The sequence below is a fragment of the Siphonobacter sp. BAB-5405 genome, from assembly GCF_002872335.1.
Classification (GTDB): domain Bacteria; phylum Bacteroidota; class Bacteroidia; order Cytophagales; family Spirosomataceae; genus Siphonobacter.
The window spans coordinates 189,037-206,687 of the sequence record NZ_NJAG01000006.1 but is presented as its reverse complement, the minus strand read 5'-3'; the positions used below and the strand labels follow the sequence as shown (position 1 = coordinate 206,687).

Below are 17,651 nucleotides of genomic sequence, written 5' to 3'. Positions count from 1 at the left end.
ATCGCTACAAACGCTCACTTCATTCGTTTTTTGCTATGGATCTTTCAGAACTCGGAGATCGTATCTGCATTTTGGGGCCTTCCAACAGTGGTAAGTCTACGCTTGCTCAGGCCATTGGTCAGAAGTGTAACCTGGAAGTCATCCATCTCGATCAGTTTTATCATTGGCCCCATACCAACTGGGACGTACGCCCACGCGACGAATTTGTTGCCTTACACGATGCAGCTATCGCGGGTGATCGCTGGGTGATGGATGGGAACTATACCGTTTGTATGCCACAGCGGTTTAAACGAGCAACCGGCCTGATCCTATTAGATGTCTCTACCTTAACCAGCCTGGTCCGCTACTTCTACCGTACTCTTTTTCAATCCAACAGACCTGGCAATCTAGCAGGTGGGCAGGATAGTATTAAGTGGGCAATGCTTCACCATATTTTGGTTGTTACGCCTAAAAATCGGAAGCGATACACGCAATTATTCAATCAGGCGGAACTTCCTAAAATTCGGCTCACCTCCCGCCGGGAAATCAATCAATGTTACCTGGACTGGAGTCTGCAACGGCCCTTGTAGGGTCTTCCAGATAGCAGAAAAGAAGCCTCGTTTCAGTACGCACCCTTTCTGGTGCCCGATTCGGCAGACTTTTTTAAAATTCCGATCCTTCCCTGGTAACGTTTTAACACAAATCAATTTTAAACGTTTATACCATACCGTTCCATTTAATCACTAGAGATTCCTTTAGTATCTTAGCCAAAACGGATTCGTAATTATCCTATTATCTTTCTATTACTACTGTTTATTCCCTGATTATCAGCTAAATTTTATTATTCAGAACACTAGGCGTTGAAATTTGTTAATAACGTATAGAATAGATCTAACTCATTTGTTGAAGCTGTGAAAAAACACATCGCCATTCTGGGGGCTGGACCCAGTGGACTATACGTTTACAAACAATTGGTCGAAAGACACCCCACAGATGTAACGATTGACATCTTTGAAAGCAAACAGCAGTTGGGGGCTGGTATGCCTTATAGTTCAGAAGGGGCGAATGTTGAACATATTACCAATGTTTCCGGTAACGAAATTCCACCGTTGGTCACTTCCGTGCGAGAGTGGATTCAAACCTTACCCGAAGAAACCCTGCAAAGGTTTGGGATTGATCGCCAGAACTTTCACTCCTATCGCGTATTGCCACGATTACTGTTTGGACAGTACCTTTCCGACCAGTTTTCCCTATTGCAGGAGAAGGCACAGCAACTGGGTATCATCACCAACGTTCATCTGGGAAGTTCAGTCACGGATATTATCGATGAGCCCGATCAGCAACGCGTATCGGTGGAAGTCAATGAAAAGGATCGCTTTTCGTTCGATGCGGTGATTATTTGTACGGGTCACGACTGGCCTAAATCGTACGAAGGGAAAATTCCGGGGTACTTCGATTCACCCTATCCGCCCGCTAAACTTCGGGGCGTGTACAACCAGACGATTGCCTTACGCGGGGCTTCGCTCACGGCTATTGATGCCCTCCGTACCCTGGCCCGTGCCAATGGTACCTTCCGTCGTAACGAAGCAGGTAAAGTCGTTTTTGAAAGTGATGCTCCTGATTTTCGGATGGTGCTTCATTCCCGGGATGGGTTCTTACCAGCCATTCGCTTCCACCTGGAAGAGCCGCTGGTAACCCGCGATGCATTGATGGACGAAGCAGCGATTGCTACCAATCGGGCCAGCAACGAGGGCTTTTTGTCGCTGGATTTTGTCTTTGATGAAAACTTCAAGCAATCCTTTAAAACCAAAGACCCCGACTTTTACGACCAAATCAAGGATATGAAGCTGGAAGCGTTCGTGGAAACCATGATGGCCCAATGCGAACAAACCGATCCGTTTGATTTATTCCGGGCGGAATATCAGGAAGCGGCTCAATCCATTCGGCATCGCGAGTCGATCTATTGGAAGGAGATGCTGGCGGCTCTGAGTTTCTCGCTAAACTATCCCGCCAAGTATTTCTCGGCGGAAGATATGCATCGGCTGACGAAAGTACTGATGCCGTTGATTTCGCTGGTGATTGCCTTCGTGCCCCAAAGCTCGGCTGAAGAATTACTGGCGTTGCACGCCGCAGGTCGGCTTAGTCTGATTGCCGTAGGTTCAGACAGTGAAGTAGAGCCTCAACCCGAAGGAGGCATTCGTTACCAGTACACGGACGAAGCCGGGAAGGCCCAATCACAGACCTACACAACGTACGTTGATTGTGTCGGACAACCGCACTTGAACGTGGATTCGTTTCCTTTTGAAAGTTTGAAGCAGGCGAAGTGTGTCAGTCAGGCCCGGCTGGCCTTTCAATCGGCTCAGGCGGGGAAAGAAGCAATGGATGAAAATCCGAAAACCGTCAGTCAGGATAGCCAGGGCACCTACTATATGCAAGTGCCCGGCATTACCATCACCGATGATTTTCAGATCGTCGATCCGCAGGGCGTAGCTAGCGATCGTATCTTCAATATGGCCGTTCCGTACATGGGTGGGTACAATCCCGATTATTCTGGACTTGATTTCGCCCAGGAAGCTTCGGCCCGGATCATCGGACACATTCTGGCTCTTGAACCTGCTTCGGTGTAGGGTTCAATTAATTGGTGCTTAAACAATACAAAAGGCTCAGGATAGGTAACCCTGAGCCTTTTGTATTTATCTTCCATACACAATCGATTCTCACCTATAGAGTTAGCTTTATTTACTGTGATTCTTTTATTATTATCTAATATCTTTATTTGAATCTGTTCGTTCGTTAGAATGAAAGTAAAACCCTGAAGATTATTCAACAAGCTAAATCGCTATTAAAAAGTAACAAAAAAATATTATAAACTTTTGATTAAATTAAGTAAAATTGTTCAAAATAGATAGAAGCAATTGCAAGCTCATCCCCTGATCTCTCTTATGAAAAAAGGTTTTTATATCCTCCTCTCTTCACTTACGCTACTACCATTAGGCTGTTCTCAGTACAACTCTAAGATCTCATTCAAAAATACGCTTCATGAAGAAACTTCTGATCAGTATATAACTCATCTTCAGTCGACTATCGATGAATCGAAACTCAATCAGATGCTATCGCTGAGAAGCCTTCCAGCTAGAAAGAAGTTTTATCTCACTACCTTAAATTCGGCAGAACGCTATTACTTCTGGGTTCGAAAGTTCAATCATTACGCGACTCTGCCCGAAGCTACTACTGAGCAGAAAGCCTTACTCAAAGAATTGGTCGGTCATTTAAAGCCTGAGTTTTTTTCCACGCCATCACAGGCTAACGAGTTCAATGAAGCATACATGGCCCAATGGAACAAAAAGGCATTGTCTGCCTTTGATAAAAGTCATCTGGCAACGCTCACGGGTACGCTGGAGTAAACGTACTGGCTTTTATTCATCAATTCAACATAAAAAAAGAGCTCCGGGTTTTCACCCGAAGCTCTAGCGGACGTTGATGAAGCACTTATACCGCTCCACCAACGGAAACAGGTTCCAGATTTTGCAACTCCTCTTCCGTAAAAAGTCGCGAACGAATCAGAAACCTTACGCCTAACGGAATTTCCGCCGAAAAACTAGCCCCGCGTCCCGGTACTACGTCCAGCGTTAATTGCGTGTGTTGCCAGTATTCAAACTGAAAGTCACTCATGTAAAAATCGCAGCCGTGTACGCGTCCCAGTAATACATCGTGACTGCCAATCTTGAAATCGTTTATTGGAAAACACATCGGCGACGATCCATCACAACAGCCGCCGCTCTGGTGAAACAATAGCTCACCATGCTCTTCCCGCAGTTGATCAATAATGGCTTTCGCCGCATCGGTAATTAAAACGCGAGCAACCATGATAGTTTTCAGTTTGCGATTTTCAGTTTGCAGTTCTATACGTACTACCCTATTTTACTTCGCAAGATTTCTGCGACTAGTAGCCAGCTGAAAACAGAAAACCGCAAACTGAAAACTCGGTTAAAAGAATCCCAACTTATTCTTATCGTAGGAAATCAGCATGTTTTTGGTTTGGCGGTAGTGGCTCAGCATCATTTTGTGCGTTTCCCGACCGAAACCTGATTTCTTGTATCCACCAAACGGAGCGTGAGCCGGATACGCGTGATAGCAGTTAACCCATACGCGGCCCGCCTGAATGGCTCGGGGTACCGTATATAGTTCGTGAGCATCGCGGGTCCAGACGCCAGCACCGAGACCGTATAACGTGTCGTTGGCAATGGCGATAGCTTCTTCCGTATCCTTAAAGGTGGTTACGGACAAGACCGGGCCGAAGATTTCTTCCTGGAAAATCCGCATTTTGTTGTGCCCTTTCAGAATCGTCGGCTGAATGTAGTAGCCGTTTTCCAGTCCGCTATTCTGATGGAACGCTGCTCCACCCGTCAGTACTTCAGCTCCTTCCTGCTTCCCAATTTCAATGTACGACAGAATCTTTTCGTACTGATCTTTCGAAGCCTGGGCTCCCAGCATGGTATCCGGGGCAAGCGGACTACCCATTTTGATCGCTTTGGTTCGGGCGATGACTTTCTCAATAAACTTCTCGTAAATCGACTCGTGTACCAGCAAACGCGAAGGACAGGTACAGATTTCACCCTGGTTGAGAGCGAACAGTACGGCTCCTTCCACGGCTTTATCCAGAAACTCATCGTCCTTGTCCATCACACTCGGGAAAATGATGTTGGGCGATTTCCCTCCCAGTTCCATCGTAGCCGGAATCAGGTTTTCAGCGGCGTATTGCAGGATGAGGCGGCCCGTGGTCGTTTCACCCGTAAAGGCAACCTTTGCCACCCGATTCGACGAAGCCAGCGGTTTGCCCGCTTCCAGTCCAAATCCGTTTACTACGTTTAGTACGCCTTCGGGTAATAAGTCACCCACCAGTTCCATCAAAATCAGAATACTGGTCGGCGTTTGTTCGGCGGGTTTCAGTACGATGGTACAGCCCGCCGCCAGAGCCGGAGCCACTTTCCAGGTAGCCATCAGCAGCGGGAAATTCCAGGGAATGATCTGTCCGACTACGCCAATGGGTTCGTGGATATTCAATGAAACGGTTGTGGAATCGAGTTCAGCCACCGAGCTTTCCTCCGCCCGGATGACCCCTGCATAGTACCGGAAATGATCGACGACCAGCGGTAAATCGGCCGCCAGGGTTTCCCGCAGGGGTTTGCCGTTATCAATGGTTTCTATTTTCGCCAGATACTCCAGATTCTGTTCAATCCGGTCGGCAATTTTCAGCAGCACATTACTACGGGCGGCTACCGACGTTTTGGACCAGATCGGAAAAGCCGCATGAGCCGCGTCCAGAGCCTTTTCTATATCTTCGGCAGTCGAACGGGCTACCTGACAGAACACCTTACCATCAACGGGAGAAATATTATCGAAGTACTGACCACGAGCCGGAGCTACCCATTTGCCACCAATGAAATTTTCGTATCGTTCTTTAAAAGTCGGATGATCCGTCCGAACCGGAGCCTCGAGTGTCGCTTCCATATTAATCGTGTTTAAGAGGTTTACTACCACAAAGTTCGGGTAATACACCATTTTTTGTTGGAATGATCCTATCAAAGCAAGAGAACGATTCTATCAAATTGAGGGGAAGAGGGTTTGAGCAGGTTTCAAGTTTGAGTAGTTTGATAAAGTTTAAGGCTTGAACACGTTTGGGGTGTGAGATAGGTTCATGGGTTTGAAAGAGTTGCCATAGTTTGAAAAAAGTTTGATCAGGTTTGAAGCAGTTTGCAATTGCTTCAAACCTGATCAAATGGTTTAAGTACCAACTCAGAACTATAGCTAATCAAAATGTAAACCTCACGAAACCCACTAAGCCTGATTATAGCACTCAAGCGACTACAACCCTTTCAAACTTTAAACTGCTTCAAACCTGATCAAACCTATTCAAACTACCCAAACACTATCAAACCAACCCCGAAGCTCGATACTGCAACGGCGTCAGCTGGTTGTACCGTTTAAAAAGTTTCAGGAAGTGGTTGAGGTTATTGAATCCGCAGGTTACGCTGATGTCACTGACGCTGCGGCTGGTAGTCTTCAGTAATTGCTGAGCCAGCCGGATGCGTTGCTGATTGATAAATTCCAGCGGCGACAGGCCAAACTGAGCCTTAAACTGCCGGTAGAAATTAGGTTCGCTCATGCATGCCTTATCTGCCAGTTGACGTATGTTGAAGGCCGTGTGCAGGTTTTCCTGGATGTACTGCGTGATATAGGCCCAGCGATTGGTACTGGTCTGCTTTTGTCCCTGATCCAGCAGCAGACGACGGGCCTGCGTCTGGATGAGCCGAATGGTCAGTTCCTTCAGTACCAGATCGGCGAAGAATTCTTTAGCTGGATTGTTTTCGGTGAAAATGTCGATGAGCCGGGCAATCAGTGCGTTGATCGTTGAGGTATTAGAAAAATAAAAACTGCTTTCCGACCACCGCCAACCCGAAGCCGAATCAATCAACGGTACCGTTTCGTTGAGCTGGTTCGTAAATTTTGTAATCTCATCCTGAGCAATCGCCAGAGCCAGACACTGCGTCGGACGCTGAAACGTAGCTTCCGGAAAATCGATTCGCATGGTTTTTTCACTCGGTACCAGTACCGACTCACCGGGGTGATAATCAAAGTCCGGCGTATCATCCAGGTGCATGACTTTTTTACCGCGAATCATGCTGGTCAGTACCGGGTTATGGAAGGTTAGTTCAACGGCCTCGGCCTGAGCATGGGTTTCGTAGATCGTAAGTTCCGCCGTATCCAGCGTATAGGCCGTTCGGTTTTCAACCACCTGATCGAGCCGGCGATTTTTTAAATGACTTCTGAGATCAAACAGTGAATCCGATTTCATAGCATTAAAATCTTAAGGGTGAGAGCTTTATCTCTAATGCCGAAAGATAACGACAATATCCAATTTATTCTATTTATAAGATAAAACGATTTGCATTGATTGAAAGTTATTCCTGTATCAAAATCTATTCACACGGATTGCCCTCCGTCCTCTTATGCGTCTTGCTTTACTTTTTGTTGGTATACCCTTCTTTACGTGGGCTCAATCGGACAGCCTTCGTACGCGAAATCTGAACCCCGTTGAAATCCAGTCCACGCGACTGAATGTGGCCGAAAACCGTAGCCCCTTTGCCGTATCGGTGCTGAGTCAGTATCGCTTGCAGGTGGGACAGCCGCAGCTTTCGTTATTCGATGCCATGGGTGCTATCCCCGGCGTATTTGCCCAGAATCCAGACAACTTCGCTCAGGATTTACGCATTTCCATCCGGGGTTTCGGAGCCCGCTCTTCTTTCGGCATTCGGGGCCTGAAAGTTCTGCTCGACGGCATTCCCGAATCCACGCCCGACGGTCAGGCGAAAGTCAATAATTTCGACGTGGGCAGTCTGGGCCAGCTGGAAGTCATTCGGGGAGCGTCCTCGGCCTTGTACGGAAATGCATCGGGAGGTATCCTTTCCTACACCACTGAAACGCCGACCAGCAACTTCGCCGAGGCTCAGGCCGTTGCGGGCAGTTACGGATTTCAGCGGTACCAGATCAAGGTCGGTCAGAAATGGCAGCGTTCGTCCCTGCTCATCAATGCCAGTCGCAATCAGCAGGACGGGTATCGCGAGTACGCCGCCATGAACAACTGGCTTTTCAACGTAAAATTCCAGCATGAACTCAGTGCTACGGCCAAACTAACCCTTCTGTACAACTTTGCGAAAAACACCGCTCAGGACCCCGGTGGGCTGACGATGCCGCAGGTGGAACAGAACCGTCGGATGGCTCGTCCGCAAAATGTACAGTTCCAGGCGTTCTCGGGAGCCACGCAACACCGCACCGCCGTGGTGTATGATCAGTCGCTGGGTACGAAACACCAGGTACAGGCACGGGCCTTCTGGACCAACCGCGATTTCGAAAATCGGCTTGCTTTTCAGGCGGGTGGCAATGTGCAGTTCGTCCGAAACTTTACGGGCGGCGGAGCCAGCTATCAGTATACCGATCAGTTTGGTTCGGTTTCGTACCGTTTGAAAGCGGGTGTTGATCTTGAAAATCAGCAGGATAATCGCAAACGAAACGACAATCAGGAGGGCCGCAGTGGTGCTGAAACGCTCAATCAGGTGGAAACCTTTCGCAACATCGGAGCGTATCTGTTGCAGGAATTTGGCTTCGGTAAAAACGTAGCCCTGACGGTAGGTACCCGTTACGATGATATTCAATTGAAAGTAAAAGACCGTTTCCTGAATGATGCCGATCAGTCGGGTCGTCGCACCTACCAGCGTTTTAGCCCTACGGCGGGCCTAAACTGGGAATATCAGCCGCAACGCAGCGTGTACGCCAATTTTTCAACCAGCTTTGAAACGCCCGCCTTGACGGAACTCGGCAATAATCCGAGTAACCTGGGCGGTTTCAATCCGGAGTTGGGACCCATGCGGGCTTACAATTACGAGTTGGGTACGAAAGCTACGTTTGGCTGGCTGAAAGTAGACGCCGCCGTTTTTCAGGTCAATGTTCGCGGTGAAATTGTACCGTATCAGCTGACTGAGTTTCCGGGCCGTACCTTCTACCGAAACGCTGGAAATTCCCGCCGGCGGGGTGTGGAACTGGGACTGACGGCAGAGGTTACCGAAGGGCTAACGGCTTTCATTAACTATACGTATTCCAATTTTAAATACCTCAATTATAGTACCACTTCGGGTACGTTCGATAATAATCAGTTGCCGGGTATTCCGCCGCATTCTGGGTACGCCGAAGTACGGTATTTCCGACCCGCCGGTTTCTACGGCATTGTGCAGTTTCGCCGGAACGGTACCTTCTACGCCGACGATGCCAATGCCGTTCGGACGGATGCGTATTCCTTACTCAACCTGCGACTGGGCTGGCAGATCAAGCGAAACAACTGGTCACTGGAACCGTTCGTGGGCATCAACAATCTTCTGAATCAACGCTATTTTGCCAACATACAGATCAATGCCGCCGGAGGTCGCTATTTTGAACCGGCGATGGATCGTACTTTCTTTGGAGGCGTAAAAGTACGCCTGGGGAAATAAGTCGGATGCCCGCCTAGTCCCTAAGTAAGCGGGTCCCTATTGCTATGAAAGAAATAAGAGCCATTCTCGACCACTATAAAAAGATTGATTTTACGACCACAAAGGCCGCTCTGGCGACGGTCGTTCGGGTGGAGGGTTCCTCCTACCGACGGGTGGGTGCCCGTATGCTGGTTACCGAAGACGGCCAGTGGGTGGGTGGCATTTCGGGCGGTTGTCTGGAAGGCGATGCCCTGAAACGGGCCCGTTTGGCCATGTCTACCGGAAAAGCTGCCATGGTCACCTACGATACCACCGACGACGATCCATACCAGATCGGCGTGGGGCTGGGTTGTAATGGTATTATTGACGTACTGCTGAGTCCATTGAATGCGGATGATCCGTCGAATGCGGTGTTACAGCTGGAACCGTTGATTCATCGCCGCAGTCCTTCCGTAGTCGTAACCGTTACGGAAAGTCAGTCGGACACCTTACCGCTGGGTTCGGTTTACCGGTTTGAAGACGCTGATTCGTTCGCTGCCCTTTTCACGGTTCAGGAACTGTTGCCTGCGTTGAGCGAATCGATTCGGACGGCCCTGCATAGTCAGAAGTCGCATACGCGGGAATTTTCGGGCTCTTTTGGCTCGGTCTGCGTATTGCTGGAGGTGATTTTACCGCCCATTCACCTGTTTATTCACGGCGGCAATTATGACATTTACCCGCTGGTACGACAGGCCCGTGAATTGGGCTGGCTAACGACAGTTTTCTGTAATCCGCAGAAAATCAACAAAGTACTTTTTCAGTGGGCGGATGCCGTAGTAGCCAAAGATACCGAAGTACAGCCCGACGACTATACCGCCGTGATCCTCATGGCTCACGACCTAGAGACGGATTACCGGAATTACCATCGCTACGTAACGACCACGACGGTTCCGTACATCGGCCTCTTGGGTCCCCGCAAGCGGTTTGAAAAGATGATTCAGCGGATGGAAGAAGCCGCACAACCCCTGTCGGATCCTCAGCTCCAGCGAACCTACAGCCCCGCCGGACTGGATACGGGAGCAGCGACTCCCGAAGAAATCGACCTTTCCATTCTCGCCGAAATCCGGACCGTATTTTCAAATCGGGAAGGAGGCTTATTGCGGCGACGGAGTCGACCCATTTACAGCGAATAGTTACCGGGAAAGCTCCACGCTCCACTCGCCGCCACTACCGATGTGATGGGTTTCGGCGAAGTTTCCCTGATTCAGGGCAAAGGCAACCTGCAAGAGACTGTTCAGGTACACGAGCGGTTTGCCTTCGGCCACTCCCCCAAACGTTTCCACATAAGGCAGCGTGTCCTCATACACTTTTTGATTTCGATGGAAGATCCGGACGCGTACGGACTGCCCAGCCGTAACGCCCAGTTGTTGAAACAAGTCAGACGGAATATTGGTCCAGACGTTGCCGTATTGTACGTCCAGAATGGGAATGGTCCCTTTCAGCGATTGCCCCTCCCGGCTCGCTTTTTGATACGGTAGCGATACCACCTGCTTCGGTAACAAAGGCCCTACCTGCGGGAAGGAAATCACGCCAGCGGCCAGACGGGCGGCGGTGTAGGCGTATACATCGCGACCGTGAAAAGTATAGGATTTCCCCGAATCTTTCCGTCGGTTGACGGCCTCATTGATTTCCCGTAGTTCCGCAATACCCGCCGATTCAGCCAGAAGCGTCAGTGTTCCGTTATCTGGCGTGACAATGAAATGGCCCGATTTCGTCTTCAGTACGACCGACTTCCGCTCCGTTCCTACCCCCGGATCTACGACGGATACGAACACGGTACCGATGGGCCAGTACCCCACGGTTTGTTCGAGGCGGTACGCAGCTTCCCAGATGTTATAAGCGGGTATTTCGTGGGTTAGATCAAATAGCTTTAACTCGGTGGAAACGCCCATCGCGACCCCTTTCATGGCCGAAACAGCTCCATCCTTCAAGCCAAAATCAGACTGAAAAACGACGATCTTCTGCTGAGCCCAACTAAGATTCACCCAAACAATCAGAGCCCACAGGCATAGCCCCTTCTTTAACAACAATCGTTTCATGCTTCAAACGTTATTCCACGATTGCTAAACTACGCGGTTTTGGGCCGGTAATCAATTCACTTTGGAATACTGAACCGTTTGTAGTTTTGTCATGTGCTCGCGTATATACCGGGTATAGCGGCGGGCTTCCGCTCCGGCCAGGTGCAGGCCATCGGTCGTCTGATACACTTCCTGGGGCAGCGAAATATAGCCGTACTCATGCGGCGGGAAATTTCTCAGGAAGTTGGCCCGAATCAACCTTGGAATCTTCAGCTGACTGGCTTTGCTATACACGGGCATTTCGAAAAAGACTACCTTAATCCCCTTGGCTCTCAGCTCCCGAATTTCCTTTTTCAGGATAGAAAATCTGTTTTGAAAGTGCGTTAAATAGTGCGTAGACGAAAAGTCTGCCATGATGTTTCGAACTTCCCGCTCGTATATTTCCTTAGGCAACGTAAATAAGGCTGTATCCGTTACCGACTGCGTTTGATCGCGATACAATGCTTTTAATACACCTAAGGGCTGATATTTTTTACGAAGTACGGGAACATATTGACGCAACGAATAAAGGGCTGGATGAAATACATCTTCTGTAAAACCAGTATTCGCATCCCGTAACACGATATTCATTTCAATAAGCACTGTCTTGGGTTTTTTAGCCGCCTTTTTTAAAAGATTTAAGCCATCATAAACACTCAGTCCAGACATACCCAGATTGTAATAAGTATGGGGTAAGCTATCCATTAAAAGCCGGGTACTAAGCGACGAACCCAGAATTAAGGTATTCGCCCGCTGCCCCTTTTCGTACAGGTATTCCTCCGCACTAACTAGATTCCGTGCGTATTGATTCTGACCCGTACGTTTGATTCGATCCGTATTAAGATAAATAAAGAGGCTGTATAAAACCAGTAAGAAGGCCGTCGTAAGAATAGAAGTTCTAATCATAGAGGTTCTACGTATGGTTTAGAATTGAAAATAGATAAAGTCTGTACTGGAACCGCTGTTCGTAATAATCATAAAAAGCATACAGCCTAACACATAAGGCTCAACCTGTAGGAGTCGTTTTTGTACCCAAATACGTTCCATCGATTGTTCGCCCCATACATACCAGATATGGTAGGCTATCACAGGCATTGAAAACAGAAGTATTAACGCTACCGGTAATGTATTCAGGGGTCGATTATAATTTGTTGTTAATGCTTTAAAAAAGGCAACGACGTGGGAAAACTCCGGCAATTTAAACAAGAGCCAGCCTAATGTTACCAGACTGAATACAAGCCCTCCTTTAAAAATTTGACTGATACGGGTTTCCCTGATTTTTAGATGAGTCGTTATATAGCGTTCCAGAAGTAACGCTAAACCGTGAAAAGCTCCCCAAACGGCGTAACTCCAGGCGGCTCCGTGCCATAATCCGCCTAATACCATGGTTAGAAATAAATTCAGGCAGGTACGTGCCTCTCCCTTTCGATTGCCGCCCAAGGGAATGTACAGATACTCCCGCAGGAAACTGGACAACGAAATATGCCATCGCCGCCAAAACTCTGAAAATGAGGTACTGATATAAGGAAAGTTGAAGTTGATGGGAAACTGATACCCAAACAGAGCGGCCAGTCCAAGAGCGATGAGTGAGTAACCCGCAAAGTCAGCAAAAATCTGCATGGAGTAGCCAAATAACGCAATCAGCAAGGTAAGCGTAGATTCGGCCTCGAAATAGGGGTACGTAATGATGGATGTATGATCTTTCAGGTTATCGGCGATTACCATTTTGAAAAAATACCCCAGCGTCAGGTTTTTGAAAACGTATTCCCAACGAATCGAATGCAGAAATTTTTCTTCAATCTGCGGCAGAAAAAAATGAGCTTTAACGATGGGTCCAGAAACCAGTTGAGGAAAGAAGGCCTTAAAGAATAAAACGCGTTTGCTATGCTCCACAATCGATTTAGGAATTAGCTGACGGTATGCTGCATTATTCCGGTTCCGGTAGGTATCCACAATCAAACTAATTCCCTGAAAAGTAAAGAAAGAAATACCGATCGGTAAAGGTAAGTTTAGTAAAAAAGATCCTATTTCACTTTGAACTGGCAAAAATGTATGAGCAAATAAGGAACTATATTTAAAGAAAATAAGGATGGATAAATTAGCGACTACGCCCCAAACGCTATGTAAAAGATGGCAATAGGCTGCTCCATGAATAATGAGATAACTGGATATAATATTAATCGTTACTGATCCCAGTAAAAGAAGCACTAATAGCGGCTGATAATAGCCATAAAAGAACAGGCTGGAAAGAATTAAGATGCTAAGTTGCCAGGCAGCTCTTGTGCGTACGGGCAGGTAATACAACCCGAACGTAAGCAAAACCAATAGCACAAAACTGTAACTATTGAATAACATTGGATAGGCGGTGAAGGTGAATTGGTAAGCGAATGTAAAACTTTCTTTGAAATGATCAACAATAGTTACTACTAATTTTAACCATAAACAAAAAGCTCCCTTCTTAGCGATGAAGAAAGGAGCTTTTTTGTGATTAAGATATCCGCGTAAACTTAATAGGCTAACGCCGGAGCTAACCATTTTTCGGCCTCTTCCAGCGTCATTCCTTTGCGTTTAGCGTAATCCTCCACCTGATCTTTCTGAATTTTACCCACGGTGAAATAACGGCTGTCGGGATGACTGAAATACCAGCCACTGACGGAGCTGGCCGGATACATGGCGTAGCTTTCCGTGAGCGTAATACCCAGTTGTTCGGCACCCAGTAAATCAAATAGCGTCCGCTTCTCGGTATGTTCGGGACAGGCCGGGTAACCAGGAGCCGGACGAATGCCCTGGTACTTCTCTTCAATCAAATCCTGGTTTTCCAGTGTTTCGTTCGCAGCGTAACCCCAGAATTCCTTCCGAACGCGTTGGTGCATCAATTCGGCAAAAGCCTCGGCGAGCCGGTCAGCAATGGCTTTCACCATGATGCTGCCGTAATCGTCGTGGTCTTTTTCGTATTTTTCCAACAGGGCTTCGATACCGATTCCGGTTGTTACGGCAAAACCACCGATATAATCTGTATGCACGCTTTCCAGCGGAGCAATGAAATCGGCTAGTGAGTAGTTGGGCAGATTGGCTGCTTTCTGACTTTGCTGACGCAGATGATGTAACGTAGCTAAAGCAGGCGTAGTAATAACTTCTTCGCCCGATCGGTTGGCCCGGCTGATCTGATACTCCAGATGCGTATGCGAGCCGTGGCGTTCGCAGGATACTTCCCGGCTTACGGTCTCGTACGGATGCAGAATAATATCATCCTCGTGACTATTGGCGGGCCAGAAACCCACAACAGCTCTTGCTTTTAGTGACTGGTCATGAATGATTTCCAGCAGGAGATTATTAGCATCTTCAAATAATTTCTTCGCCTCCGCTCCTACGACCTGATCTTCCAGAATAGCGGGGTACTTGCCATGCAATTGCCAGGTCTGAAAGAAAGGCGTCCAGTCAATGTACGGGGCAATTTCCGACAGGGAATAGTCTTCAAACACCCGCGTACCCAGGAATCGGGGTTTGGTAGCCTGGAAGCTCTCCCAGTCGATGTTTACCTTATTCTGACGAGCCGCTTCAATGTTGACAAAATTCTTGTCCGATTTGCGTTTGGCGTGATCTTCGCGAAGCTTGGCGTATTCGGCTTTGATGCTCGAAAGTACCGCCGCTCTTGATTCGTCGCTCTGCGTCAGACGTCCGGCTACGGGTACTGAACGGGAAGCGTCGAGTACGTGAATAACGGGTCCGGAGTACTGCGGATCAATTTTTACGGCCGTATGAATTCGGGACGTCGTTGCTCCGCCAATGAGCAGGGGTACGTTAAAACCCTGCCGTTCCATTTCTTTGGCCACGCCCACCATTTCATCCAGACTCGGCGTAATCAGGCCCGACAATCCAATAATATCTACGTTGTGCGTCTTGGCCGCTTCCAGAATTTTATCCGTTGGCACCATCACGCCCAAATCGATGATCTCGTAATTGTTACAGCCTAGTACTACGCCCACGATGTTCTTGCCAATATCGTGTACGTCGCCTTTCACCGTTGCCAGCAAAATACGTCCGGCTGTAGATCCGGCTTCTTTACTGGCTTCAATGAAGGGTTGGAGGTAGGCTACGGCTTTTTTCATGACCCGGGCCGATTTAACGACCTGCGGCAGGAACATTTTTCCGGCTCCGAACAGATCCCCTACTACGTTCATCCCGTCCATCAGCGGACCTTCAATCACCTCAATCGGGCGAGCGTATGCCTGACGACATTCTTCGGTATCTTCATCAATGAAATCGGCGATGCCTTTCACCAGAGCATGGGCCAACCGCTCTTTCACGGGCAGTTGCCGCCAGGAGTTATCCGGTCCCGTTTCTGTTTTCCCCTTGGCTTTCACCGTTTCCGCAAACGTTACGAGGCGTTCGGTGGAGTCGGGACGGCGGTTGAGCAAAACGTCTTCCACCAGTTCCAGAAAGTCTTTCGGAATTTCATCGTAGATCGTTAGCTGACCAGCGTTCACAATGCCCATATCCATACCGGCTTTGATGGCATGGTACAGGAAGGCCGAGTGAATGGCTTCGCGGACGGGTTCGTTCCCCCGGAAGCTAAACGATACGTTGGAGACCCCACCCGAAACTTTCGCGTGCGGCAGGTTTTCTTTGATCCAGCGGGTTGCGTTGATAAAATCGACGGCGTAGTTGTTGTGCTCATCGATTCCCGTAGCAACGGTCAGAATGTTGGGGTCGAAGATGATGTCTTCGGCGGGGAAGCCGACTTCGTCCACCAGAATCCGGTACGCCCGTTCGCAAATTTCAATCCGGCGTTCGTAGCTGTCGGCCTGACCATTTTCGTCAAAAGCCATCACTACAGCGGCGGCTCCGTACCGTTGCACCGTGCGGGCGTATTCTTTAAACTTCTCTTCGCCTTCTTTCAGGGAGATGGAGTTCACAATTGCTTTTCCCTGTACGCATTTCAAACCCGCCTCGATCACTTCCCACTTGGAAGAATCGACCATGACGGGTACCCGGGCAATGTCGGGTTCGGCAGCGAGCAGATTCAGGAAGGTGGTCATGGCGGCCGCTCCGTCAATCATCCCTTCATCCATGTTTACGTCGATGACCTGGGCTCCGGTTTCTACCTGTTCCCGGGCAATACTCAGGGCTTCGTCGTACTTGTTTTCCCGAATCAGACGGGCAAATTTCTTCGAACCAGTTACGTTACAACGCTCTCCGATGTTCAGAAACAGTACCTTTTCCTTCGTTACCTCAATCGGTTCCAGACCGGATAGTTTCAGTACGGGTTCTTCGACGGGAATGGGTCGGGGCTGGTGCGTAGCAGCAATTTCCGCAATGCGGCGAATGTGGCCGGGCGTCGTACCGCAGCATCCACCGATAATATTCAGTAGTCCGTCGTTCAGGAAGCCATTGATCGTTTCACCCATTTGCTCGGGCGTCTCGTCGTATTCACCCATTTCATTCGGCAAACCCGCGTTGGGGTGGGCCGAGGTAAAAAAGGGTGATTTATCGGCCAGGGTCTGTACATACGGCCGCATCAGATCGGCTCCCAAGGCACAGTTTAGCCCTACGGAAAGCAGCGGCAAATGCGATACGGAGGTAAGAAACGCTTCCGTCGTTTGTCCGGAAAGCGTACGACCCGAGGCATCGGTAATGGTACCGGATACCATGATCGGTACTTCAAATTTGGGTCCTTGCGGGATATGTTCGGGCCAGGGCGACTTTCCATGGGTCACGTCCTGATAGTAGGTATCAATGGCAAACAGAGCCGCCTTGGCATTGAGCGTATCGAAGATGGTTTCGACCAGCAGAATATCACTGCCGCCTTCGATCAGGGCCTTGGTTTGTTCGTAATACGCACCCACCAGCTGATCGAAAGTGATGGCCCGGTAACCAGGGTTGTTCACATCGGGCGAGAGGCTGGCGGTACGGTTCGTAGGTCCCATCGAACCAGCTACGTACCGGGGTTTGTCCGGATTGCGAGCCGTAAATTCATCGGCAACTTCACGGGCGATACGGGCCGACTCGTAATTGAGTTCGTAGACCAGCTCTTCCATGCCGTAATCGGCCATGGCAATCCAGGTACCGGAAAAAGAGTTGGTTTCCACGATGTCTGCTCCGGCTTCGTAATACTCGGCGTGAATCGTTTTGATAATGTCGGGTCGGGTCAGTACGAGCAAGTCGTTATTTCCCTTCAGGGGATGGGGCCAGTCGGCAAAGCGAGAGCCCCGATAGTCTTCTTCTTCCAGCTTATACCGCTGAATCATCGTACCCATGGCTCCATCGAGCACGAGAATACGATTGTTAAGAAGGCTGCGAATGTCGGGTTTTTGAATCGTTGTCATCGGTTGCGAAACGATGCCGGATCGGAGTCGGCGTTGTGTCCAGAAAGTATGAAAAGATAAACGTGCAAAGATAGGTAGAGTTTACCGTTGTGCGTTTTGAGTTTTGAGTTTTGGGTAGCAGCTACCGATAGCGAATTGATTTATAGTGCTCCGGGTCATTACAAAGTTTCGTCGCAGGTTTCCTTTTCATGGTTTTTAACCCCGTTTTCCCAACAAGCTGTTCCAAA

General features: G+C 48.8%; 12 protein-coding genes. 5 read left to right on the top strand and 7 right to left on the bottom strand.

All coding sequences use genetic code 11. The features are described from left to right. The first annotated feature begins 35 nt into the window (after positions 1-35). The 3 genes from BWI97_RS06080 to BWI97_RS06070 all read left to right on the top strand — a co-directional run bounded on the left by BWI97_RS06080 (position 36) and on the right by BWI97_RS06070 (position 3,383). Positions 36-569, top strand: a complete 534-nt coding sequence (locus tag BWI97_RS06080; protein WP_102200371.1) for an AAA family ATPase — start codon at positions 36-38, stop codon at positions 567-569. A 321-nt stretch (positions 570-890) separates the two neighbouring features. Next, positions 891-2,606 carry an FAD/NAD(P)-binding protein gene (locus tag BWI97_RS06075; protein ID WP_102200370.1) on the top strand — a complete coding sequence of 572 codons (1,716 nt, stop codon included), beginning with the start codon at positions 891-893 and terminating at the stop codon, positions 2,604-2,606. Between the two features lie 315 nt (positions 2,607-2,921). Next, positions 2,922-3,383 (top strand): bacteriocin fulvocin C-related protein, encoded by a 462-nt coding sequence (locus BWI97_RS06070; protein ID WP_102200369.1) that lies wholly within the window; start codon positions 2,922-2,924, stop codon positions 3,381-3,383. 85 nt (positions 3,384-3,468) lie between these two features. On the opposite strand, the gene BWI97_RS06065 is transcribed toward BWI97_RS06070, so the two are convergent. The 3 genes from BWI97_RS06065 to BWI97_RS06055 form a co-directional block, all read right to left on the bottom strand. After that, positions 3,469-3,846, bottom strand: a complete 378-nt coding sequence (locus BWI97_RS06065) for a DUF779 domain-containing protein (protein ID WP_094808457.1) — start codon at positions 3,844-3,846, stop codon at positions 3,469-3,471. 120 nt (positions 3,847-3,966) lie between these two features. After that, positions 3,967-5,490 carry an aldehyde dehydrogenase family protein gene (locus BWI97_RS06060; RefSeq protein WP_094809068.1) on the bottom strand — a complete coding sequence of 508 codons (1,524 nt, stop codon included), beginning with the start codon at positions 5,488-5,490 and terminating at the stop codon, positions 3,967-3,969. 421 nt (positions 5,491-5,911) lie between these two features. Next, positions 5,912-6,835, bottom strand: a complete 924-nt coding sequence (locus BWI97_RS06055) for an AraC family transcriptional regulator (RefSeq protein WP_102200368.1) — start codon at positions 6,833-6,835, stop codon at positions 5,912-5,914. 154 nt (positions 6,836-6,989) lie between these two features. Here BWI97_RS06055 and BWI97_RS06050 point away from each other — a divergent pair, with 154 nt between their 5' ends. Beyond that, positions 6,990-9,023, top strand: a complete 2,034-nt coding sequence (locus tag BWI97_RS06050; RefSeq protein WP_102200367.1) for a TonB-dependent receptor — start codon at positions 6,990-6,992, stop codon at positions 9,021-9,023. 44 nt (positions 9,024-9,067) lie between these two features. After that, positions 9,068-10,174 carry an XdhC family protein gene (locus BWI97_RS06045; RefSeq protein ID WP_102200366.1) on the top strand — a complete coding sequence of 369 codons (1,107 nt, stop codon included), beginning with the start codon at positions 9,068-9,070 and terminating at the stop codon, positions 10,172-10,174. Here the strand turns inward: BWI97_RS06045 and BWI97_RS06040 are convergent, their stop codons facing one another. The 4 genes from BWI97_RS06040 to metH form a co-directional block, all read right to left on the bottom strand. Further along, complete coding sequence (locus BWI97_RS06040; RefSeq protein ID WP_102200365.1) at positions 10,175-11,080, bottom strand: S-adenosyl-l-methionine hydroxide adenosyltransferase family protein; 906 nt, start codon at positions 11,078-11,080, stop codon at positions 10,175-10,177. A 51-nt stretch (positions 11,081-11,131) separates the two neighbouring features. Further along, positions 11,132-12,004, bottom strand: a complete 873-nt coding sequence (locus BWI97_RS06035) for a hypothetical protein (RefSeq protein WP_102200364.1) — start codon at positions 12,002-12,004, stop codon at positions 11,132-11,134. A gap of 18 nt (positions 12,005-12,022) precedes the next feature. Continuing rightward, a complete protein-coding gene (locus BWI97_RS06030) occupies positions 12,023-13,051 on the bottom strand; it encodes an MBOAT family protein (protein WP_233207766.1) in 1,029 nt (342 codons plus the stop codon). Positions 13,052-13,605: 554 nt separating this feature from the next. After that, positions 13,606-17,424 carry a methionine synthase gene (gene metH, locus BWI97_RS06025; RefSeq protein ID WP_102200363.1) on the bottom strand — a complete coding sequence of 1,273 codons (3,819 nt, stop codon included), beginning with the start codon at positions 17,422-17,424 and terminating at the stop codon, positions 13,606-13,608. Between the last annotated feature and the right edge of the window lie 227 nt (positions 17,425-17,651).